Source organism: Parasedimentitalea maritima, from assembly GCF_005771405.1.
GTDB lineage: Bacteria > Pseudomonadota > Alphaproteobacteria > Rhodobacterales > Rhodobacteraceae > Parasedimentitalea > Parasedimentitalea maritima.
The window spans coordinates 156,139-178,573 of record NZ_VAUA01000002.1 but is presented as its reverse complement, the minus strand read 5'-3'; the positions used below and the strand labels follow the sequence as shown (position 1 = coordinate 178,573).

The following is a 22,435-nucleotide window of genomic DNA, read 5'->3' as shown; positions in this document are numbered from 1 at the left end:
AAGGCATGTATAAGCGATACTATCGCTTATACATGCGGGATCAGATTTACTTAAAAGTCTTGCTGTCCTTGATCTGGTCCCAGGCCCACATCACTTCTTGCAGCTGCTCTTCTTGTGATCGGTCGCCACCGTTCATGTCAGGGTGCAGCACCTTGATCAGCTTCTTATATGCCTTGCGGATCTCGACCTTGGTCCAGCCGTCATTGGCTTCCAGAATTTCGATTGCGCGACGTTCGGTAGCAGGCAGGCGGCGACCTGTACTGCCACCGTTCTTACCGGGGTTCTGGGTGGCATTGGCGCCCAAGACCTGATGCGGATCCTCGATACCCAAACGCGCCCAAGCGCGGGCCTCAGGATCGCCCAGTGGACGGGTCTCGCGCTCCCAGACCTTATCTTTGGAAGACTGCGCGTTTAGCTCAGCCTCGGTGGTGCCTTCAAAGAAGCTCCACTTGCTGTTGTACTCACGGACGTGTTCCTGGCAGAACCAGAAAAACTCATCCAGCACGTCTGGTGCCTTGGGGGCGCGGAACTTACCGGCCTCCTCGCACCCTTTGTGGTGACATTCTCGGACGGAGGTCTCAGAGGCCCCCGACATGCTGCGCCGCCCGCGCGGGTTTTTCTTCTTGGCGGATCGGACCGACATATCGAAACCGAAAGGATCTGACTTGCTCATGGGGGTGCACCTTCTACGACGCATCTGTTCGACTCGGAGAAGACATTCTAATCTACACAGCGGCAGATAGAAGGGGGTTACAAAAATTAATATGGGAAATGTGACAATGAGCGTCAAAGACGAGATGGAAAACCGGTTACAGGCAGCATTTGAGCCAACTGAACTGGAGGTGGTTGACGATAGCGACAGTCATCGCGGCCACGCGGGTCACGATGGTAAGGGCGAGAGCCATTTTAATGTGCGTATTCGGGCAGCAGGGTTTGCAGGGCAGAATCGGGTGCAGCGCCATCGCATGGTCCATAAGGCACTGGGCGATATTGTGCCCCGCATTCACGCGCTGGCGCTGGACATAGATGTTTGATCACCAGGGGCGACAGCGATTTAGCTGTCGTCGTCACTTTGCTGCTTGGCACGGGTTTTAAGCGCTGCGGTCACACCTGAAACCGGGCTTAGCTCTTCTACACCATCATCTGCCATCATCTCGCGCGCACCGGGACCTGGAACCGGCACCGCATCGGGTGAGGCTTCGGGATCACCCGCGGTCGCGGTTAGCGGCACGGGTTCAGGTTGATGTTGCGGTTCGGCAAAGGGCTGCGGTGCAAACGCGCCGGTTCCAGCCTCTTGGCCTGCGGCTGGTGTGACAGGGCGACGGAATACCATAACATTTCGCCAATTGGTGGTTGATCCGGTCAGACCTGCACGTTCCTCGCTGGGCAACAGCTCAGCCCGCTGAAACTCCCACCCATCTGCCGCCATGTCATTCAACAGCTGTTCAATTGATACGGCAAACCGCCCATGAGGTGTCTTGACCCCTTTGGCCTTGGTGCCCTTGGCGGGGGCGGGAACAACCTTGTACTCGAACATCATCAGGATCCGGATCTTTTGTTTGTTGCAGGTGTTTAGCAAGTGCAGGGCGCTAGGCCAAGGCAGGAAAGCTGATGTTTTGGGAAGTGGGACGGATTGCGCCATAGCATTTGGCATTCGTAGCATACCTAGGAAGTTCGCAGCGACCGTCTCGAAGTCCGGCCGCTGCGATGCGCTAGTGTTATAGGAGTTGTCGTACGAACCCGCCCGTGAAGAACCTTTCGGCGTTCTGCCACTCTTCGATCAGTAGAAAACCGTCCTCTCCCTTTAGAATTTTTTGTGACAGTAGGCCGGATTGGGTGCGACGATTTATTGCTACCTTCAACGGATCAGCGTTTGCGCGAGGGTCCCGTTTTAGTGTTCTGACCTCCACAGTTACAGATCGCCTCGCCATTGCCTCAGCAGGCAAGACAGGAAGTAGAACTGCTGCGCAGCCGCTGGCCAGGATATCGCGACGTGTCAAGAATTTGCGCGGTGTGCCCATCAGATCATGACCCGTTGAAAGTACTTGACCTCAGGCGCACCTGTCATGAACGCCAGCAGCTGCTCCATCACACCATTGGTCGAAATCGCGGCGATATAGGCTTGATGATGGGGCTTTGATTTCCATTCTTCCAACAACAGCAGGCGGTTGGTCTGATCATCAAACAATACCGAGACCGACATTGCGCCCTCAAAACTACGCACCGCAGGAAGTTTCTCGTTCAGAAACACACTTAAGCTCTCATAGGCTCCGGCCTTTACGCCCATCTCCAATGTTACCCAGATACTCATGGTTATCTCCTTTGTTGAGTAGGCGTTTTATGGAGAGAGTGGCAGATTGGGCGGTATCGGAATTGCATCAAAAATGTCAAAAAACGAGCACCAGTTTGTAAAAGGTGATATCCGCGGGACGAATAGGTTTGGGGTACATGGGATTTCTATGAAACAAGCATTTGGGTTAGGGCAACGCACCGGTGGTGCAGTGACGGTCACTGCCTCTGGCGTAAATTGTCTTGTCATTCCTGAGGGTCTAGAGGGGTTCGCAGAAGCCAAGGCCGTGATGAGGCATGGCAGGAACGCGATCTATCACAAGCGAGTTTGCCAAAGTGCGCTGGATGTTGAGTTTTATAACACAGGGCCCTGTTTGTGTTTTGTCATGCGTGGCTGCGAGCGGTTCCTGACGCCGAGTGGGGAGGAAATTGTTGTACAGGCTGGCGAGATGATCCTGTTGCCACGGAACGTTCACATGATTTCAAATTTTTGCAATTCAAACGGTCCGCTCGAGGCCTTTTTGTGTTTCTTCGATCAGACCACTATTGCTGAGTTCGAGAAACGAAGCCCGAGAGCATCTGGGCCTCAGGCAAAATCCGTTGGCAGTTACAAAATCGACGCACACGAGAGTTTTACCGCCTACATGGAAAGCCTGACCAATGTCTATCGGGGCCTCAAGGTCTCGCAGGATCTGCTCCGCAACAAGCTGACCGAGCTATTGTATCTGATCCAAACACTTGATTGCGCTGAGCGCCAAAGTGCCTTTCTGCGAGAGAACAACGAAGATACCGGCAAGAGGAACATTCGCTATCTCATGCAACATCACATGCTGCATAATTTGACCGTTAGCGACTTTGCCAAACTGTCTGGTCGTTCTGTTTCATCCTTCACACGCGAATTTAAACGGCAATTCGATACCACACCGGCTCAATGGCTGATTGGAAAGCGAATGGAACACGCCCGCGCGGCATTGTTAACCAGTGATGCCAGCATTGGTGAGATCGGAACCTCTGTGGGCTACGACAATCCATCCCATTTCATTTCGCAATTCCGTAAGCGGTTTGGCACGACCCCAAGTCGAATGCGTGGCGAGAACATGTGATGTTGGTTTGGGGGTGCGAAGGATACAGCTGGGCGCCAAAATGTGTCAGGCGCCCAATCTCTTTTTTTTAAATGGTGATTATTTCGCCTGCTTTTCTGCCGCCAGTGTCGCAAGCGTCAGACACACATCTGTTGCCGTTGCCATATCCTGGACCGATATCCATTCCAACGGCCCGTGGATGCATTGCATGCCACAAAAAATATTGGGGGTGGGGACGCCCATCTCGGTCAGACGTGATCCGTCGGTGCCACCACGGATGGGGTCTGCTACGGTTTCGATACCATGAGCCTGGCAGGCCTCGATTGCCAGATCTACTGGCGTCATGTCGTCTTCGAGCCAGTAGCGCATGTTGCGGTATTGCGGGGTGATTTCACAGTGGATTTCTGCGCGCGGCTCTGAGGCTTGCACTGCATCACAGACCTTACGCAACAACTCACCCTTGGCCTCTAGCCCGTCGCGTTCAAAGTCGCGCAGGATTAGTTTGATCTCCATTTCCGAAGAGCCACCGTTGAGGTCTGTCACATGCAGGAACCCGTCGCGCCCTTCCGTGGTTTCGGGTGTCAATGTGGCCTGTGGTAGGGTCTGCACAATTTTTGCAGCCAGATGTGCGGCGTTGACCATCTTTTCCTTGGCCCAGCCTGGGTGGATCGACACGCCTTTTACGGTCACAACCGCGCGGTCAGCCGAGAAACTCTCGTAAATGATCTCACCAACCTCGCTGCCATCCAGCGTATAAGCAAAGTCCACTGCCAGATCTTTGGGCAGTTCAGTGCCTACGCCACGGCCGATTTCTTCATCAGGCGTAAATCCGATACGAATGGGACCGCGCTTGATATCGGGGTTTTCCAGTAGATGGCGCGCCATTGTCATGATGATTGACACACCGGCCTTGTCGTCTGCGCCCAGCAGGGTGGTGCCAGAGGCTGTGATCAGGTCATGACCCTGTTTGGTGGCAAGATAGGGGTGCTCAGACGGCGAAAGGGTCAGCTCGGGATCATCAGGGAATGTAATGTCGCCGCCATTGTAACCTTTGATCACCCTTGGTTTGACACCCTCGGCATTAAACTGTGGGGCGGTGTCGACATGGGCCAGGAACCCAATTGTTGGTCCCTCCATAGTTCCTGGAATGGTTGCCAGTACCACACCATAGTCGGTTAGTTCTACGTCCCGTGCCCCAATGGCGTTCAGCTCGTCCCGCAACAGATTGAGCATGTCGAACTGGATCTCGGTGCTGGGCGCGGTGGGGGAGTTCTCGTCGCTTTGGCTGTCGATAGCCGCGTAACGAACCAGACGATCCTGGAGTTCTTGATTGAAGCTGGTGGACATGATCTCTCCTGACATTTTTGCCTACAGAACGGCCCACATGTCCAAGTGTCAAGTTGGGACAGAAAAAAGAAAAGGGCGACCCGAAGACCGCCCTGCATACCTTGCTGTAACCCGTGGGTTACTCGCCCAGTTTCTGTGCCACCAATTGGTTCACAGCCTTTGGGTTTGCCTTGCCGCCGGTGGCTTTCATCACCTGACCGACAAACCAACCTGCCAGTTTTGGGTTCACTTTGGCTTTTTCCACTTGAGCAGGGTTATCTGCGATGATCTGGTCCAGAGCCGCTTCAATCGCGCCGGTGTCAGTCACCTGCTTCATGCCGCGATCTTCGACGATCTGCGCCGGGTCACCGCCTTCGGTGTAGACGATTTCAAACAGGTCTTTGGCGATCTTGCCGGAAATGGTGTCCGCCGAGATCAACTCGATGATACCACCCAACTGCGCCGGGGGGACTGGACAGTTAGAGATATCTTTGTCGTCGGCTTTCAGGCGGCCGAACAGCTCGTTGATCACCCAGTTGGCGGCCAGTTTGCCACTACGGCCTTCAGCGACAGCTTCGAAATAGGCAGCCGATTCAACATCCGCAGTCAGCACCGAGGCGTCATAGTCGGACAGGCCAAAGTCGCTGATGAACCGCAGTTTCTTGGCGTCTGGCAGTTCGGGCAAGGTGGCAGCAATCTGGTCTACCCACTCCTGTTCAATTTCCAGCGGCAGCAGATCGGGGTCAGGGAAGTAGCGATAGTCATGCGCTTCTTCTTTCGATCGCATCGACCGGGTTTCGCCCTTCTCGACGTCATACAGGCGGGTTTCCTGATCGACTTTACCACCAGCCTCGACAATCGCGATCTGACGACGGGCTTCGACCTCGATCGCCTGCTGGATGAACCGCATCGAGTTCATGTTCTTGATTTCGCAGCGGGTGCCGAGATGCGAGAAGTCTTGGGTTTCCTGATACTTCTCGTACTGGCCCGGACGACAGATCGACACGTTCACATCAGCACGCATGTTGCCGTTCTGCATGTTGCCGTCACAGGTGCCCAGGTACCGCATGATCTGGCGCAGCTTGCCAACGAACGCTGCAGCCTCTTCAGGGCCACGGATGTCGGGGCGCGACACGATTTCCATCAGGCAGACGCCAACACGGTTCAGGTCAACGAATGACATGTTCGGATCCATATCGTGGATCGACTTGCCGGCGTCCTGCTCCATGTGGATGCGTTCGATGCGCACGTTGCGGGCCAGGCCGTTGCCCAGCTCAACCAGCACTTCGCCTTCGCCCACAATGGGGTGGTACAACTGCGAGATCTGATAGCCTTGCGGCAGATCCGGGTAGAAATAGTTCTTGCGATCAAAGGCTGAATTCAGGTTGATCTGTGCCTTCAGGCCCAGACCCGTGCGCACAGCCTGTTCGATGCAATATTCGTTGATGACGGGCAGCATGCCGGGCATCGCGGAATCCACAAAGGCCACGTTTGAGTTCGGCTCGGCACCAAACTGGGTCGAGGCCCCCGAGAACAGCTTGGCGTTAGAGCTAACCTGCGCGTGGACCTCAAGACCGATGACCAATTCCCAGTCATGCTTGGCACCCGAGATCACCTTGGGTTTGGGCAGTTCATATGTCAGGTCGAGCATCTCGCACCGGCTCCTTTGATCAGGTTTGCCAGCGTTCTAGGCCAGCCAGCGGAGCGGGGCAAGTGGCCAGAGCATTGTCCGGCCACTTGTAGTGATTATGCGGTAGCGATTTGAGTGCTGCGACGGAGGAGCGCACCCAAGGAGAACAGTTGGAACGCGATAAAGATCGGCACAAAGTATTCGGGAAACAGCGCCAGTGGGTAGGCATTGATGATGTTGGGGCTGTCAAAGGCCATCAGCTGCATGAATCCAACAGAGGTGACGATGCCCAGGCTGACGGCAACAACAAAGTCCAATAATCCGATGATGCTGGCACGGCGCACCAGTTGTTCTGCGTTTGCGTCCCCACGGCTCAGGGCGCGTGTGGCCTGAATAGCTGCGATCCCGGCCATGATGTCTCCGATCCCGGCGGGCAGGGCAAATTGCCAGGGGATAGCCCCCATGGCCCAACCAATCAGGAAGAACCCGCCCATCAGGCGCAGGCTCTGGATGCTGATCAGGTGAATGTGATCAAGGCCGCCCAGAATGGTTCGCCCTGTTTTTGTCCAGCGTCCTAAGGCCCACAAAAGGAAAGCACCGCCCAACAAGGGCATCAGCGCGTAGGGGGGATCGGTTGCCTGCAGCGGCGGCATTAGAATTCCAGCCTTGGCCAGATTGACAGATAAGGCGTGCCAGACACCAAGCAGGGCTGCGACGCCGCCAATTGCAACGACTGTCTTGGCCTTGGACAGGTCAGATCGATGGGCGCCAATGGCGATTAAGCCAATGACAAGGGCAGGCAGGATCACGGCAAATACCTGCACATAGTAAGTTGCGATAGTTTCGAACATTGTGGTCTCCGAGTGTAGTGACTTCAAGTATTGTAGTCACTTCTAAATGAGGAGTTACTTCACATTTGCAAGGGACGACCCTAAATAAAATACATGGAACAGGATGAACGCCGAAATTGCCCGATCCAACGGGCATCGAATGTGATGGGCGACCAGTGGTCACTGCTGATCCTGCGCGAGTTCTTTTTGGAAGGTTCGCGAAGGTTTCAGGACTTGCAGAATGTACTGGGGGTGTCGCCCAACACCTTGTCTGGTCGGCTGCGCAAATTGGAAGAGGGAGGCGTGTTGGGGCGCCGCAACTATTCACAAAATCCACCGCGCTGGGAGTATCACCTGACCGAAAGCGGGCAAGCGCTTGGCCCGATGATGACGGCGCTTCGCGTTTGGGGCGCGGAGCATACGCCTGACCTACCAGATTGAAATAGCTGAACTTTGTTTGCCCGATGCACAGCCTATGAAGGCGGCGCATCGGTATTAGAGTTCGGACTCTATGCGAACTTTCGGTGGATCAATCCTAATAGGATGCCAAACACCACAAATTGGGTCGCACTGGCAATCGCCTCAACCCTGATCCAGGCCATAATAGACGGCACTAGGTATTTGGCAGGTTCCGTCAGGATGATATAGGAGGCCAGAAATAGGCCAAATGCCAAAGAAATGATCATCGCGTCACGCAGGCTTGGCTGTGATGGGGCCCATCGCGACAGAGCAAGGCTTAAGATGAACCCTTGAATGATCATCACGGTAAACCCCATTGGCATTATGGGTGTCTCTCGCAGGAACCCCATTGCGGCAAAGTGATCTGCATTCAGCAGAAAGTGCGAAAATCCCTGCACCGCAAAAGTGACCGCCATAAAGGCAAGAACGGAAATCAGGTGCTTGGTCATGGCGTCGCCATTTCACCTCGTTTCCACAGCGCCAGTGGTGCACCACCGGGATCTTGCATGAACGTCGCGGTTCCGGCGGGGCCAATCAGGTTCTCTGCGATGACTTTTGCGCCATTTGTTACGGCATTGACTACGGCTGGTTCCAGATCATCGACCTCAATATAGGGGACCCACCCGCTGGCACCGTCCATGCTGTCACAGGTCGCGGCAAAGGGCAGTTCACCCTCATCCGTCAGAAATGTCATTGGGCCGATGTCATTGGACGCCCAGCCGAATGTCTTGCCCAGAAAGTCAGTCGTTTCGTCTCGCTTCGCTCCGATATTGTCAAACCATACAAAGGGTGAGGGCATTTTGTTCTCCAATTCACTTTTGTTTTGCAAGTGGATTGTTGGCCGGGTGCTTTCAAATTGCAAGTGAAAATATTTCTGCTAGTCTGGGGCCATGAAAAAGTCAGATAAAATCTCGTGGTCCGGCTGCCCGGTTCGCTATGCGGCCGGGGTTTTTGGCGACAAATGGTGCTTTGTCCTGCTGCGGGACATTCTGCTGCATGGTAAGCGGTACTACGGAGAGTTCGCCGCCTCGGAAGAGGGGATATCAACGAACATACTGGCGGATCGACTGTCACGGCTGGAAGGCGATGACATGTTGACGCGCCATGTTGACCCCAACAAGCGAAGCAAAGTCTTCTATCTTCCGACGCGTAAAGCACGGGCTTTGTTGCCTGCATTCCTTGGCATGATGGTTTGGTCTACGGAGTTCGATGACAAGACCGCAGCACCGGCATCGTTTGCCAAGGCATTTCGCGAGAACCCCAAAGCTGCTATTGCCTGGTACGAGGCTGAAATAGATCGTGTGAATGCGGGGCTGGAGCTTTCTTCCTGACAAAGATTGCGTGCAATCGATAAATTGCCACCATGGGAACGTGACCACTTGGCGATGGCCTGCGGCAAGGCTAAGAAGGGCGTCCAACAGACCCACAGGAGGCCGCCGTGGACACAGTCGCCCGCATTGCCCAAACCATCGCCCGCGAAATCAGCGCCACGCCAAAACAGGTCAACTCAGCTGTGACACTGCTGGATGAAGGCTCAACCGTTCCCTTCGTAGCACGCTACCGCAAAGAAGCGACTGGGGGCTTGGATGACACCCAGTTGCGGACTTTGGACGAGCGGTTGACTTACCTGCGCGAGCTAGAGGCGCGGCGGGTTTCGATCCTTGACGCGATCAAGTCGCAAGACAAACTGACCTCGGATCTGGCAACTTCGATCGCCAGGGCTGAGACCAAGGCGCAATTGGAAGATATCTATCTACCTTACAAGAAGAAACGCCGCACAAAGGCGATGATTGCGCGGGAAAACGGGCTGGAAGCACTGGCCGAGGCAATTCTCGCTGATCGCACGGCCAAGCCAGAGAACCTGGCTGAGGGCTATTTGAGTGAGGCTGTTGAGACAGTCAAAGATGCGCTGAATGGGGCGCGGGATATTCTGGTGGAAGGTTTGACAGAGAATGCTGTCCTGCTAGGAAATCTGCGTGATTTCATGCAGAAAGAGGCCCTGTTGACGGCGCGGGTTGTGGATGGGCAGCAAGACAAGGGGGCTAAGTTCTCGGACTATTTCGACCACCGCGAGCGCTGGGCAGTTGTTCCGTCACACCGGGCACTTGCGATGTTGCGCGGATCGAACGAAGGCGTGTTGACGCTCGATATCGGTCCCGACCCAGAAGAAGGTGCTGCCCGCGCTGAGTCCATGGTGGCGGCACAGTTGCAAGTGGGCGGCAACGGGCCGGGTGATGTCTGGCTGCGCAAAGTTGCGGGCTGGGCTTGGCGGGTCAAGTTGAGTCTGTCGATGATGCTGGAACTGATGAGCGAGCTACGCAGCCGCTCTCAGGATGAGGCCATCCGGGTGTTTGCGCGTAACCTGAAGGACCTGCTTTTTGCGGCCCCAGCCGGTGCAAAGGTGACGCTCGGTTTGGACCCGGGCATTCGCACCGGCGTCAAGGCGGCCGTGGTTGATGCAACCGGGAAACTGGTGGGAACTGATACCATTTACCCATTCCAGCCAAAGAACGACGTGCGCGGATCGGAGGCAGCGATTTTGAAGATGGTGGTGCAGCATGGGGTCGAGTTGATCGCCATAGGCAATGGCACCGGGAGCCGCGAAACGGAACGGTTGGTGGCGGATACACTGAAGCTGTTGCCCAAGGGCGTAAAAACGCCAACTAAGGTTGTTGTCAGCGAAGCGGGGGCATCGGTCTACTCAGCCTCGGAACTGGCCGCGCGGGAATTTCCGGACTTGGATGTTTCCCTGCGTGGCGCGGTTTCGATTGCGCGGCGGCTGCAGGATCCATTGGCCGAACTGGTCAAGATCGAGCCCAAGGCGATTGGCGTCGGTCAGTATCAGCACGACGTTGACCAGCATCAGCTGTCAAAGTCGCTGGAGGCAGTGATTGAAGATGTGGTAAACGGTGTTGGTGTGGATCTGAACATGGCCTCGGCGCCGCTGCTGGCACATGTTTCGGGGCTGGGGCCGGGACTGGCCGAAGCAATTGTGGCGCATCGGGATATGAACGGTGCCTTTGTCTCGCGCAGGGAATTGTTGAAAGTGGCGCGCCTGGGGCCAAAGGCGTTTGAGCAATGTGCAGGGTTTCTGCGAATCCGTGATGGCAAAGAGCCGCTGGATGCCTCGTCTGTTCATCCCGAAAGCTATAAGGTCGCACGCCAGATCGTAGCAGCCTGTGGGCGGGACATTCGTCAGATCATGGGCGACGACACGGCGTTGAAACGCCTGCGGGCCGAGGATTTTGTCGGGGGGGATGTAGGCCTGCCGACTGTCCGTGATATTCTGACGGAACTTGAGAAGCCAGGCCGTGACCCGCGCCCCACGTTTGTCACAGCGAGTTTCGCTGACGGCGTGGAAGACATCAAGGATCTCAAACCGGGCATGGTGCTGGAAGGCACCGTAACCAATGTTGCGGCCTTTGGCGCCTTTGTCGATATTGGTGTGCACCAAGACGGGTTGGTGCATGTCAGTCAGTTGGCTGACAAGTTTGTCAAAGACCCGCATGAGGTGGTGAAGGCCGGGGCTGTGGTCAAAGTTACCGTGACCGAGATCGATGTACCGCGCAAACGCATCGGTCTGACCATGCGCAAAGATGGCGGGGCCTCGGCGCGAGATGACCGCAATGCGCGCGGGAACGGTGGAGGTAAGGCTGCAGAGCGCGGTAAACCACGTAGCAAACAGCCGATGTCTGCTGGACCAAAAGGGCAAAAGGGCAAACAAGACAGTGGTGGCGCTCTGGGTGCTGCGCTGATGAATGCGATGAAGAAACGTTAGACATGCGGATTGGCCAATTTGGTCTGTAGAGTTGACCCTTCCTGCAAGTAAATACGGCGGCGGGGCCTTAGCTCTGCCGTTTTTTTGTGTAGAAGCGTTGCCGAAAATGAGAGCTAGGTTGGACCTAGCTGCGGCCCTTCGGTGGTGAATGTTACCTTATGACCGCGGTTGATTTCATCACGAAACAGATCGGCAATGATCTGCAGCGCATCGGCACGACCACGGGCGGCAAAGCGGCTGGGAGACGTGATTCTGGCATTGTTGTCAAATCCGTCGGCGGCATGGGCCCAGACCATCGGGTGCAACTCTTGCAAATGGTCACGGACCAACCAGTCAGCCGCTTTTGCAATCTGCATGCGTGGCATGTCCGATGGCTCGCTGAGACCAAGCCCTGCAGTTAGGGCAACCGAGCAATACGAAGCAAGCAGGTTGATCGTTTCCTGGTTTGGTCGGGTCGCAACGATGTCACGCAATCCATCCAGAAAAAAATCAACATCGACCTGGGCGCAGACCTGTTCGTCATGAATTAGGGCATCAAAGTAAACCCAGGTATATCCCCCTGCACCCCAGGTACTTTCAGTGCGCGAGGCGGTGCGGCGGGCCTCCAGCTCAAGTGCCGGGTATGATCCAAACCAACGGGGTAACATATGGTTGCCAAGGGCGCGCATGTGGCGATTGTTTTGCGGATCCAGGTCGATCAGGAGTTCATAGTCATTGGCAACGCAAAGGGTGTCATTGCGTCGGCCGGGTAAGAGCGCGCATTTGGCGGCCGCCAGCATTGGACTGTCGAGCTTGCTGGTATCAAACGGTGCCAGCAGGGCATTGGCGCGATCAAAATGTGCTGCGCAGCGGCGGCGATTTGCGGCAGGTACGATGGTTTCCCACCCGGTTCCGCGCCACGTCCAGCCAATGTCGATATGTGCCAGCGCTATGACTGCGGCCAAATAGGGATCATCGCGATGAGATTGCCTAACGGCCTCAAGCGCCATGATGCCGTCGATCAGCGGCCTAGCATCTGCCTTGTGGCCCTCACTGAGCGCATGTTCAACAGCATTGATCACATCCGCGCGGGCGCCAAAGGCAAGGAGTTCCGCAATTGGCATCCCACCGAGAGTTTTGTCGCGGGCCAAGTCCGCCGTTTTGATTTCAGCTGAAAGTTCGTCCCAGCGCTCTTGGCGGGCGAGAAATTGCCCTTGTGTCTGTGCTGCGCGGCAGGCGACATCATCGGCGCTGTGTTCCATCACCGGAATGGACAGGCTGTCTTCGGGGTGTGAAGTGGGAAAAGTCGTCTCTACAGGGACGGCCACAGCAGCGGGTGGCGCCTTTTTCAACAGGCTGAAACGATCACCAAAGGAATTGATCATTTGGGAAAGGGTATCCCGTGCCTGTTGAGAAGGGTTGAGCATAAGCAATATCCGATGAGTTGACAGCAGCAAGTATTCGTCTGGCAACCATCACCCGGCATTGGGGCGCAAAAAGGGCAAGGATGGGGAGTTCAGGTTTTGAATTGGGGTAATCGCGTGACATTTCATAAAAGGCCCGCAGTAGTACACCGGGTCAGAACACTGTGAAGTGATGTCGTTCTGTCTGGACCCCGCGCAATTGTAGCGCGTTTTCGAGCATATGATGAGGAGGCAACACCTGTGGGGGCAGGCGCAGTTTGTCGCCGGTGGTCAGGATCAGAGTGACGCGTACTGAAAAATCCCAACGGGTGTCAAACCGGACTTTCGATATTTCACAAAGCCGAGCCCCGGCTTCCTGGGATCCGGTTTTCCAATTGATGCGTTCTCCTGTCAGATGCAGACAGGATAGCGGATCCAGCCAAAGCTCCCAAAGGGCAGGGAGCAGAGGCAGGAACAGCGCGCCGAGTAACAAAAGCGCTGCATGAAAATACAGGCCTATTCCAACCAACGATGCCAGCCATATCGCAACCGCAGTCACCAATCGGGCTGACCGGCCCCGGCGGGAAAAGACATAATCCGGTACCGGGGCGATCAAAATAGCATCCGATCAACCATTGAGGATTCGGCTGACCATTTCATTTGTGTCGCGGCTCAGATTGTTCGTTGCAGAGATCCGTTCCAATTGCGCGCGGATTAACTCTTGTCGGGTGCTGTCATACCGTTTCCAAGTCTGGAAGGCCGAGCACATGCGCGCCGTAGTTTGCGGGTTCAATGCATCCAGTGCAATCAGATTGTCTGCCAGCAATTGGTACCCGGCACCGCCTTCATAGTGGAAACCAGCCTGATTCATCGCCAAAGCCCCCATCACGGCGCGGAACCGGTTTGGGTTTTTCAGGTCGAACAGAGCGTGTTCTGTCAGATTAGCGGCGGCAGATGCAGCTTTCTTTGGCGCGGAGCAGGCCACCTGTAGGCCGAACCACTTGTCCATGACCAGACGATCACCTTGCCACTGATCATAGAACGCCTGCGATTGCGTCTCGCCGTTTTCTGCCTTGAGTAGGCAAGCAAGAGCGGCATTTTGTTGGGTCATGTTATCGGCGGCGTCATACTGGCGGGCAGCAGCTTCTCCACCATCCAGACGGGTCAGCAGGGATAGCATGCGGGCGTTGAGGTCTCGCTTGCCCGCGCTTTCCGCATCCGGGCTATAGGCGCCTTGTACGGTGGTGTCGGCGTAAAGTCGGGGCAGACTGTCGGTGAGCGCTTCGGCCAATGTTTGGGCAAAGGTTTCGGCCGCGTCATAGATGGCCTGCGGGTCGGGTGTGTGGCCGCGTTCAAACAGGGTTTGGGCCAGATCCGATTGGCTGGGTGGCGATAGAACCAGCGCGCGGAAGGCTGGGTCCAGACTGTCATCGCGCACCAGCTTGGTCAGCGCATCCAAATAATCAGCATCGGGGGCGGCCGCGTCCAGAACCATCGCGACGCGGGCTTCCTTGGCCAGAGTATTGCCTGCCTCCCAGCGATTGAACGAGTCACTGTCGTGCGCCAGCAAGAAGGCGCGTTCGGCGTTGGTGCTTTCGCGTTCCATAATGACCGGAGCTGAGAACTCGCGCAGGATCGAGGGCACAGGCTTGGAGGCTAGGCCGTCGAAGGAAAAGCTCTGCTTGGCCTCAGTCAGTTCCAGCACCTCGGTTCCGCGAACCTCATCCCCGTTCTGCCCCAACAAGCCAACGGCTACCGGGATCACCCGTGGGTCCTTGTCTGGCTGACCTGGAGTGGCTGGCGTCGATTGCTCTAACGTCAGTGTGTAGGTGCCGTCTAAGTAATCGTCAGTGACCTTGATACGTGGTGTGCCGGCCTGGCTGTACCATTTGCTGAACTGGCTGAGGTCGCGGCCGGTGCTGTCTTCGAACACCTGCAACCAATCCTCGATGGTGCAGGCCTGACCGTCGTGGCGCTCAAAGTATAGAGCCACCGCCTTGGTATAGGCCTCATCGCCAACCAGACGTTTCAGCATGCCGATCACCTCGGCGCCCTTTTCGTAAATAGTTGCGGTGTAGAAGTTATTGATTTCCTGAAAACTTTCAGGGCGGACCTGGTGGGCCAATGGGCCGTTATCTTCGGCGAACTGACGCCCGCGCAGGTCAATCACGTCCGAGATCCGTTTGACCGAAGCTGAGCGCATGTCAGAGGTGAACTGGCTGTCGCGATAAACTGTCAGACCTTCCTTTAGGCAGAGCTGGAACCAGTCGCGGCAGGTGATGCGGTTGCCTGTCCAGTTGTGAAAGTACTCGTGGGCAATAATTGCCTCGATACGTTCGAAATTTGCATCTGTGGAGGTTTCTGGGCTGGCGAGGACACAAGAAGAGTTGAAAATGTTCAAGCCTTTGTTTTCCATCGCACCCATGTTGAAGTCGTCAACGGCAACGATATTGAAGATATCGAGGTCATATTCCAGACCATAGACATCCTCGTCCCACTTCATCGACTTGATCAGGGCCTCCATGCCAAAGGCGCATTTGTCCTCATCGCCTGGGCGGACCCAGATGTTTAGTTCCACGTCTTTGCCGGACTTGGTTGTGAAACGGTCGGGGTGGTTGATCAGGTCGCCAGCTACCAGCGCAAACAGGTAGGCAGGTTTAGGCCATGGGTCGTGCCATTCTGCCCAGCCCTCGCCCGAACCTGATGGGTTTCCGTTGGACAGGAGAACCTTTTCGTCGCCTTCGATGCGCACGGTAAAAGTGCTCATGACGTCGGGGCGGTCGGGGTAGAACGTGATCTTGCGGAAGCCTTCGGCCTCACATTGGGTGCAGTACATGCCGTTCGACATATACAAGCCCTCGAGTGCGGTATTGGTGACCGGGCTGATTTCGACTTCGCTCTCCCAGACAAATGGCGTGCTGGGTACATCGCAAGTCAGCCCCTGTGCGGTGACGTCAGGTGAAACAGGCTGTCCATCGATTTTGGCTGCGATCAGTTGTAGCTGTTCACCGTGCAGGAAAAAGGACCTGTCTACTGCGTCAGGCTTTGGGGTGAATTCAATACGACTGACCACGCGGGTCGCCTTAGGAGACAAATGAAAGGTAAGGTGAACTTCGTCCACCTGATAACCGAAAGGTGTGTAGTCCTTAAGATAGATCGTTTGCGGTGTTGCTTCGGCCATGTTGCTCTCCTGTGTCTCACTGTGACACAGGTGTAGAGCAAGGTTGCGCAACTGCAAGTGGACTTGGCCTGAGCGGATCAATAATCAGTGAAAATGCCAACTATGTTTTCGACAGGAACGAAGCCTATACCACCCATTCTAGGCGGTACACGACTGTCGGTGGCGTTGTCACGATTGTCCCCCAATACAAAAACATAACCCTCTGGTACAGTGTATTCACCTGTGAAATCTAACTGTGACGCCTGCAGGTCTAAAACATCGTATGAGCGCCCACTTGGCAGTGTTTCTGTGTATCGGTTCACGGGGCATTGACCGTTTACAATTTTTGTTGCGTCGCCACATCTTGGCGGTGGTTTCCGTTGTAGATCGAACCACACAGGCTCGCGCTGTTCAGAAGTCACCACCTGCCCATTTAGCCAAAGACGGCCTTCGTTCATTTTGACAGTGTTTCCGGCGACAGCCGCGACACGAAAAATGAATTTCTGATCGGAGTTTTGGGGATGTTTGAAGATTATAACAACGCCTGCGTCCACAGATTGGGTGGCGGGGTCGAAATACTCAGCCCGTGCGCAGTCCCCTCTGTTCAGGGTGGGGGCCATGGCGTCTGACGAAATAACCCACATATGGTGGTTGCCAAACAGGCAAACAGGGCAAACACATTGCGGGATATCTTCTGCCAGCGCAGGGAGGGCGAAAAATGACAACAACACTGTAAAGAGAGAAAACTTCAAATCTAAAAATCCACCTAAAATGGGAAAAAAGCAATGAGAGAAAGCAATTGTCTGGAGTATTGTTCGGGAGTTTCTTGAAAAGCAAGAGGCTGACTTCGGCATTCACGATAAGTAGGCTTGTTGCTGATAGGAAACGAATGTTTTACTTACCCGCAGCATACTATTGTGTACCGCTGGAGGGAAAATGACAATTCGGGTTGAAAAGCATGGGCTGCAAGTGGCAGCTGAATACGCGGATTTCATTGAAAAATCGGCTCTTCCGGGGACAGATGTGCAGGCGGATACCTTTTGGCAAGGGCTCAGTCAGCTGGTGCATGACTTCGGCCCAGAGAATCGGTCCCTTTTGGCCAAAAGGGAAGAGATCCAAGGCCAGATTGATGCTTGGCACATTCAATACCGCGAGACGCCACATAATGCAGAGGCCTACTCAGCGTTTTTGCGGGACATTGGCTATTTGCTGCCCGAAGGCGATGATTTTGAGATTGAAACAGAGAACGTAGATCCGGAAATTGCACATGTGCCCGGACCACAGCTGGTGGTGCCAATCACCAATGCGCGTTTTGCGCTGAACGCAGCAAATGCCCGTTGGGGGTCGCTGTATGACGCATTGTACGGCACCGATGCCATGGGAGACCTGCCCGTGGGCAAGGGCTATGACAGTGCGCGTGGCGCGCGTGTTATTGCCTGGGGGCGCGATATGCTGGATAGGGTCTTTCCGCTGGTGGCCGGATCCTGGAGTGACATTAAGGAAGTGTCGGTGCAAGGAGGGGCTTTGTCACCTGAATTGTCCAATTCTGCCCAGTTTGCAGGCTACGTTGGCAAAGCAGAAGCTCCGTCTCGGGTGCTGCTAAAGAACAATGGGTTGCATGTTATTCTCGAGATTGATGCCACAGGGACTATTGGAGCGGCCGATCAGGCAAGCATCAATGACATAACGTTGGAATCGGCCCTGTCGACAATCATGGATTGTGAAGACAGCGTAGCCGCCGTTGATGCCGAGGACAAAGTATTGGCCTATGGCAACTGGCTGGGCCTGATGAAGCGTGACCTGTCGGTTGAGGTACACAAGGGGAGCAGCAGCTTTACCCGCAGCCTGAACCCCGACCTTGACTATACCACAGCGGCGGGAGCACAGGCGTCGCTGAAGGGGCGTTCCTTGTTGTTGGTACGCAATGTTGGGCATTTGATGACTAACCCTGCTGTACTGGACCGCGACGGGGTTGAGGCTGGCGAAGGCCTGATGGATGCGATCACCACAGTGATGATTGCCATGCATGATTTGCAGGCTGAAGGTGGCAACTCGCAACATGGCTCGGTCTATGTGGTTAAGCCCAAGATGCACGGTCCTGAAGAAGTGGATTTTGCCTGCCGGATCTTTGACCATGTGGAACAGGCGCTGGGCCTGCCGCAGAACACGGTCAAGATTGGCATCATGGATGAAGAGCGCCGCACCAGTGCCAATCTTAAAGCCTGTATTCGGGCGGCACGCCATCGGGTCGCCTTTATCAACACCGGGTTCCTGGATCGGACCGGGGACGAGATTTATACGGCAATGGAAGCCGGACCCATGGTGCCCAAGGGCGAGATGAAATCAACGCCCTGGATTTCGGCCTATGAAGACCGCAATGTGGATATCGGGCTTGCCTGTGGGCTGAAAGGGCGCGCCCAGATTGGCAAGGGCATGTGGGCGATGCCGGATCTGATGCAGGCAATGCTGGAGGCCAAAGCTGGGCACCCGCAGGCGGGCGCTACATGTGCCTGGGTACCGTCGCCGACTGCGGCGACACTGCATGTCACACATTACCACGAAATCAATGTTCATGAGATTCAGGATCGTTTGAAAGCGGGGGGGAGCCGTGGAACCCTGCAGGATCTTCTGACGATACCAGTCATGATGGGCAAGACCCTGTCCGATGATGCCATCACCCGTGAGATCGAAAACAACGCGCAAGGTATTCTGGGGTATGTGGTGCGCTGGGTGGATCATGGCGTTGGGTGTTCAAAGGTGCCGGACATTAGCAATGTTGGTCTGATGGAAGATCGCGCCACCTGTCGGATCTCCAGTCAGGCACTGGCCAATTGGCTGCATCACGGTGTGGTGGATGAGGCGCAGGTTCACGCGGCAATGCAAAAAATGGCCGCTGTTGTGGATGCACAAAATGCAGCTGACCCAGACTATCGCCCCATGGCGCCGGAGTTTGACGGCCTTGCCTATCAGGCGGCCTGTGATCTGGTGTTCAAGGGGCGGGTTCAGCCGTCAGGATACACCGAACCCGTGTTGCATGCGCGACGCTTGCAACTGAAATCTGCTGCGGGCTAAGCCATTTGATGGCGGGAACGAGGGGGCTGTCTGCCCCGTCATACTCCCCGGAGGATAATTCTGGCTAGATGAACAGGATCCGGGGGCTGTGGCCGGGCGGAATTCTGTGCAGGAAGCCTGTGTAGGACAAAATTCAACGGTAGAAATCCATATTATTGATGTAGGCACTCCGAGGAAGGGTTCTTTCTTCCTGTTGGTGATCTCTCGCCCAACCAGCGAGCTTGATCTTTCTGGCTGGGGGCTCTGGTCTGCTCGGTTGGTCGGTCTCATTGGGGAAGCTGCTGTGCAGCCATGAACATGTGGTTGCGCCCAGTTGCATGGTTGCGTGTTTGGGGGGGGATGGATACCGTTGAGCGACTTAACTAGATACGAGTACGCTCATGACACGTCCCCGGGTTGGTATTATCGGCAACACTTACCTGATCAATGATCAGTATCCAGCCCATGCAGGGGGGACCATGAACTCTGAGGCGGTGGCAGAAGTGGCGGGCTGTATGCCACTGCTGATCCCGTCGGATCCACGGTTCTTGTCAGTCGAGGAACTATTGGAAACTTTTGACGGCTTTTTGTTGACAGGTGGGCGGCCGAATGTACATCCGCAAGAATATGGTGAGGCGGAGACTGCCGCACATGGCGCTTTTGACCGGGCGCGTGATGCAATAGCATTGCCGCTGGTTCGGGCCTGTGTCGAACGCGGGCTACCGTTTTTGGGCATCTGCCGTGGGTTTCAGGAAGTCAATGTGGCCATGGGAGGAACCCTGTATCCGGAGATCCGCGATCTGCCGGGGCGGATGAACCATCGAATGCCACCGGATGGAACGCTGGAAGAAAAATTTGCCCTGCGCCATGTGGTTGAGATGTCTGACGGTGGTGTGTTTCACCAATTGTTGGGCGCGCGCGAAGTTATGACCAACACGCTGCACGGGCAGGGTATCAAAACCCCTGGATCACGCATCGTTGTTGATGGCTATGCTAACGATGGGACACCTGAAGCAACCTATGTCAAGGATGCACCCGGTTTCACACTGGCGGTGCAATGGCACCCGGAATGGGATGCTGCAAATGACCCGGTTTCACGCCCATTGTTTCAGGCGTTTGGCAAGGCTGTGCATGCCTGGGCCGCTGGAGAGAGGCCGCAGGGCGCTCTGCGAACTGCATAAATATGCGGTTGTAGAAGCATCCAGATAGATCCGCGTTAGGGCTGCGCGCTACCTGAGATCGCAACGATTGCTTTTTGCGCCTTTCGGCCCACAATGGGTACTTCTTTCAGCGCGGCTAATGCTGGCAGTGCGCTTTCGGCGGCAGGGCCAATTTTCCCTAGCGAAACCGCTGCTTGGCCCTGGACAGCTTTGCTTTCGTCAGACAAGGCGGTGATCAACAGCGGAACAGTGTCTGCCGCATCAAGGCCGGAAATTCCCAATATCAACGCAGTACCTACACGTTTTGCAGTCTCTCCAGTTTGCAGGCGGCCTAGCAAATATTCGATCGGCTTATCCGGAGGAAGCGCCGCGAGGTGAAGACCATCGATAACACTGGCGACCATTTCGGGCCTTTGCTCCCAATCAAACGGGAAATGATAAATATAGGCGATTGCCCCCAGCGCGGCTTGGTCGGCTTCAGGGGCCGCCAATTTCAGAGCGGCATGAGCCTCGTCGAAGCGCTGCAGGCGGGCATAGGTTGCTGCGGCGATGATCGCTAGCGCCTCGGCCTCGGGGTCACGCTCCAGTGCTGTTTCCAGAATCTTTGCGGTTTGTTCTAGATCTCCCATAGAATAATGGGCCATCGCTTGGGCGAAAACATAATAGCTGGGATAGGTTGGGTTCAGCCGCATGGCCCGGTCGATCAATTCCAACCCAAGCTCGGGCTGACCGGTGGTGACCATAGACCAGGCCATCGCGATATAGGCTTCGGGGTCGTTGGGATCCTGTGTGATCGCGCGGGTCGCATCGATTTTGGCGATCTCATAGCGGTTGTTGTATAGATTAACCCCGGATGCAGCCACATTAGCCAGGGAAGAGGGGCGTTCCGTGGTCTCGGCGAGTGACCGTATCGCATAGGCATTGGCTTCGCCTGCACTGAGGCCCAACGGTTTATTCCACCGCAGCTGGCAGCCGCGCAGGTAGGCCAAGCTAAGAGCAGCGTGGGCGCGACCATAGTCAGGGTCGATTTCAAGAGCTTTTTTGAACTGATCAACGGCGCTAGCGTTGTCCTCGGCTGAGTATTCAAGAAAACTCTCCCAACCGGCCTGAAAAACTTCGCGGGCCTCAATATCGGAGGTCTGTCCGAGTGCGATTTCTTGTTCTTCCTCCATAGTCAGATTGATCGCCAGCGCCTTGGCAATTTTTCGGATGAAGGCATCTTGGACCTTGAATATATCGGTAACATCGCCGTCGTAACGTTCGGCCCAGATATGACCGCCGGTGGCGGCATCGATCAACTGGGCGTTCACACGCACCTGATCACCCGAACGCCGGGCACTTCCTTCGAGTACGTATCGTACACCCAGTTCCTCGGCTACGAGGGGAATGTTCACCGATTGGCCTTTGTAGACAAATGTGGAGTTGCGCGCGACAACGAACAGGCCCGAGATCCGCGACAGATCCGTGATCAGGTCTTCGGTCAGGCCGTCGGCAAAGCCTTCCTGATTGGGATCGTTGGATAGGTTTGCAAAAGGTAGAACCGCCAGTGAAGGTTTGTCTGGCAACGGGAGAGCTGTGCGTTCAACTTCGGTAGGCGCTGGGCCGGGAGCAGAAATCTGCCACCACCCAAACCCACCAAGAATGAACAATCCGGCTACTAGACCAGCGGCAGTTCGCCAGCGTTTGGTTGCCTTTGGCGCCTGTGTTTGGTGTTCGACTGGAAGAGCTGCAACAACAGCAGTTAAATGGTTGAACTCAACGCTGGATGCGCGGACTGGTTTCTCGATGTTCTTGACGTCCACTTCGCCTAGGTCGTGAAAGTCGAGGTGGAGCTTGCCACGGATCTGTTCTCGGACAGATTGGTGCACGCAGATGCCACCGGGATCAGCTAGGGCCTCCAGCCTAGCGGCGATATTTACGCCATCTCCGTACAGATCGTCGCCATCTGCAACTACATCACCAATATTTATTCCGATACGATAACTCAGTCGTTGGCCTTCTACTTGATGAGGGTTGGCCAAGCCGATGGCATGCTCCACGCAGATTGCAAAGTGCACCGCGTCAACTGCGCTGGTGAACTCCATAAAACCACCATCCCCCATGACCTTAATCATGCGCCCTTGGTGGCAATCGGCGAGCGGCTGGATGATTTGTGAATAGGTTTGTTTGAGGGCGGTGAGCGTTGCTGTTTCATCCTGCCCCATTGCCCGGCTGTAACCGACAACATCGTAAAACAGGATAGCCGCGAGCCGACGAGTCATTTTGCCTCTCCCTTTGGTCAGTATAGC

At 55.5% G+C, this 22,435-nt stretch carries 20 protein-coding genes; 7 read left to right on the top strand and 13 right to left on the bottom strand.

Annotated elements, in window-relative coordinates:
- Positions 1–46 precede the first annotated feature (46 nt).
- Positions 47–673: a DnaJ domain-containing protein gene (locus tag FEE96_RS04565; RefSeq protein ID WP_138161837.1), complete on the bottom strand. Its 627-nt coding sequence runs from the start codon at positions 671–673 to the stop codon at positions 47–49.
- Between the two features lie 106 nt (positions 674–779).
- Between FEE96_RS04565 and FEE96_RS04560 the strand changes: the two genes are divergently transcribed.
- Entirely contained in the window at positions 780–1,034 is a 255-nt protein-coding gene (locus FEE96_RS04560) for a BolA family protein (protein WP_138161836.1), read from the top strand.
- Positions 1,035–1,054: 20 nt separating this feature from the next.
- Here FEE96_RS04560 and FEE96_RS04555 read toward each other — a convergent pair whose 3' ends face one another.
- Together FEE96_RS04555 and FEE96_RS04550 are read right to left on the bottom strand one after the other, a co-directional pair.
- Positions 1,055–1,543: a DUF4177 domain-containing protein gene (locus tag FEE96_RS04555; RefSeq protein WP_138162141.1), complete on the bottom strand. Its 489-nt coding sequence runs from the start codon at positions 1,541–1,543 to the stop codon at positions 1,055–1,057.
- 477 nt (positions 1,544–2,020) lie between these two features.
- Positions 2,021–2,311 (bottom strand): putative quinol monooxygenase, encoded by a 291-nt coding sequence (locus tag FEE96_RS04550; RefSeq protein WP_138161835.1) that lies wholly within the window; start codon positions 2,309–2,311, stop codon positions 2,021–2,023.
- Between the two features lie 148 nt (positions 2,312–2,459).
- Between FEE96_RS04550 and FEE96_RS04545 the strand changes: the two genes are divergently transcribed.
- Positions 2,460–3,392, top strand: a complete 933-nt coding sequence (locus tag FEE96_RS04545; protein WP_171021607.1) for an AraC family transcriptional regulator — start codon at positions 2,460–2,462, stop codon at positions 3,390–3,392.
- Positions 3,393–3,470: 78 nt separating this feature from the next.
- Here the strand turns inward: FEE96_RS04545 and pepT are convergent, their stop codons facing one another.
- The 3 genes from pepT to FEE96_RS04530 all read right to left on the bottom strand — a co-directional run bounded on the left by pepT (position 3,471) and on the right by FEE96_RS04530 (position 7,178).
- Entirely contained in the window at positions 3,471–4,718 is a 1,248-nt protein-coding gene (pepT, locus tag FEE96_RS04540; RefSeq protein ID WP_138161833.1) for a peptidase T, read from the bottom strand.
- A gap of 118 nt (positions 4,719–4,836) precedes the next feature.
- The gene (gatB, locus tag FEE96_RS04535) at positions 4,837–6,348 is read right to left on the bottom strand and encodes an Asp-tRNA(Asn)/Glu-tRNA(Gln) amidotransferase subunit GatB (protein ID WP_138161832.1); all 1,512 of its coding nucleotides are present in this window, start codon (positions 6,346–6,348) and stop codon (positions 4,837–4,839) included.
- A 95-nt stretch (positions 6,349–6,443) separates the two neighbouring features.
- On the bottom strand, positions 6,444–7,178 hold the full coding sequence (locus tag FEE96_RS04530) for a hypothetical protein (RefSeq protein ID WP_138161831.1): 735 nt from the start codon (positions 7,176–7,178) through the stop codon (positions 6,444–6,446).
- 93 nt (positions 7,179–7,271) lie between these two features.
- On the opposite strand from FEE96_RS04530, the gene FEE96_RS04525 reads away from it, so the two are divergent.
- A complete protein-coding gene (locus tag FEE96_RS04525; protein ID WP_138161830.1) occupies positions 7,272–7,598 on the top strand; it encodes a winged helix-turn-helix transcriptional regulator in 327 nt (108 codons plus the stop codon).
- Positions 7,599–7,666: 68 nt separating this feature from the next.
- Here FEE96_RS04525 and FEE96_RS04520 read toward each other — a convergent pair whose 3' ends face one another.
- Positions 7,667–8,065: a hypothetical protein gene (locus FEE96_RS04520; RefSeq protein ID WP_138161829.1), complete on the bottom strand. Its 399-nt coding sequence runs from the start codon at positions 8,063–8,065 to the stop codon at positions 7,667–7,669.
- Entirely contained in the window at positions 8,062–8,415 is a 354-nt protein-coding gene (locus FEE96_RS04515; RefSeq protein WP_138161828.1) for a VOC family protein, read from the bottom strand. Before FEE96_RS04515 ends, FEE96_RS04520 begins: the two co-directional genes overlap by 4 nt.
- A gap of 91 nt (positions 8,416–8,506) precedes the next feature.
- On the opposite strand from FEE96_RS04515, the gene FEE96_RS04510 reads away from it, so the two are divergent.
- Entirely contained in the window at positions 8,507–8,947 is a 441-nt protein-coding gene (locus tag FEE96_RS04510; RefSeq protein WP_138161827.1) for a winged helix-turn-helix transcriptional regulator, read from the top strand.
- Between the two features lie 107 nt (positions 8,948–9,054).
- Positions 9,055–11,394 carry a Tex family protein gene (locus FEE96_RS04505; protein WP_138161826.1) on the top strand — a complete coding sequence of 780 codons (2,340 nt, stop codon included), beginning with the start codon at positions 9,055–9,057 and terminating at the stop codon, positions 11,392–11,394.
- 113 nt (positions 11,395–11,507) lie between these two features.
- Here the strand turns inward: FEE96_RS04505 and FEE96_RS04500 are convergent, their stop codons facing one another.
- The 4 genes from FEE96_RS04500 to lepB all read right to left on the bottom strand — a co-directional run bounded on the left by FEE96_RS04500 (position 11,508) and on the right by lepB (position 16,790).
- On the bottom strand, positions 11,508–12,800 hold the full coding sequence (locus FEE96_RS04500; protein WP_138161825.1) for a hypothetical protein: 1,293 nt from the start codon (positions 12,798–12,800) through the stop codon (positions 11,508–11,510).
- A 151-nt stretch (positions 12,801–12,951) separates the two neighbouring features.
- Positions 12,952–13,392, bottom strand: a complete 441-nt coding sequence (locus tag FEE96_RS04495; protein ID WP_246079297.1) for a hypothetical protein — start codon at positions 13,390–13,392, stop codon at positions 12,952–12,954.
- A gap of 12 nt (positions 13,393–13,404) precedes the next feature.
- A complete protein-coding gene (gene pepN, locus FEE96_RS04490) occupies positions 13,405–15,957 on the bottom strand; it encodes an aminopeptidase N (protein WP_138161823.1) in 2,553 nt (850 codons plus the stop codon).
- A gap of 77 nt (positions 15,958–16,034) precedes the next feature.
- Positions 16,035–16,790, bottom strand: a complete 756-nt coding sequence (gene lepB / locus FEE96_RS04485; protein WP_138161822.1) for a signal peptidase I — start codon at positions 16,788–16,790, stop codon at positions 16,035–16,037.
- Positions 16,791–16,872: 82 nt separating this feature from the next.
- On the opposite strand from lepB, the gene FEE96_RS04480 reads away from it, so the two are divergent.
- Both FEE96_RS04480 and FEE96_RS04475 read left to right on the top strand, forming a co-directional pair.
- Complete coding sequence (locus tag FEE96_RS04480) at positions 16,873–19,008, top strand: malate synthase G (protein ID WP_138161821.1); 2,136 nt, start codon at positions 16,873–16,875, stop codon at positions 19,006–19,008.
- A gap of 380 nt (positions 19,009–19,388) precedes the next feature.
- The gene (locus FEE96_RS04475; RefSeq protein WP_138161820.1) at positions 19,389–20,168 is read left to right on the top strand and encodes a gamma-glutamyl-gamma-aminobutyrate hydrolase family protein; all 780 of its coding nucleotides are present in this window, start codon (positions 19,389–19,391) and stop codon (positions 20,166–20,168) included.
- A gap of 35 nt (positions 20,169–20,203) precedes the next feature.
- Here FEE96_RS04475 and FEE96_RS04470 read toward each other — a convergent pair whose 3' ends face one another.
- Positions 20,204–22,408 (bottom strand): adenylate/guanylate cyclase domain-containing protein, encoded by a 2,205-nt coding sequence (locus tag FEE96_RS04470; RefSeq protein ID WP_138161819.1) that lies wholly within the window; start codon positions 22,406–22,408, stop codon positions 20,204–20,206.
- Positions 22,409–22,435: the final 27 nt, after the last annotated feature.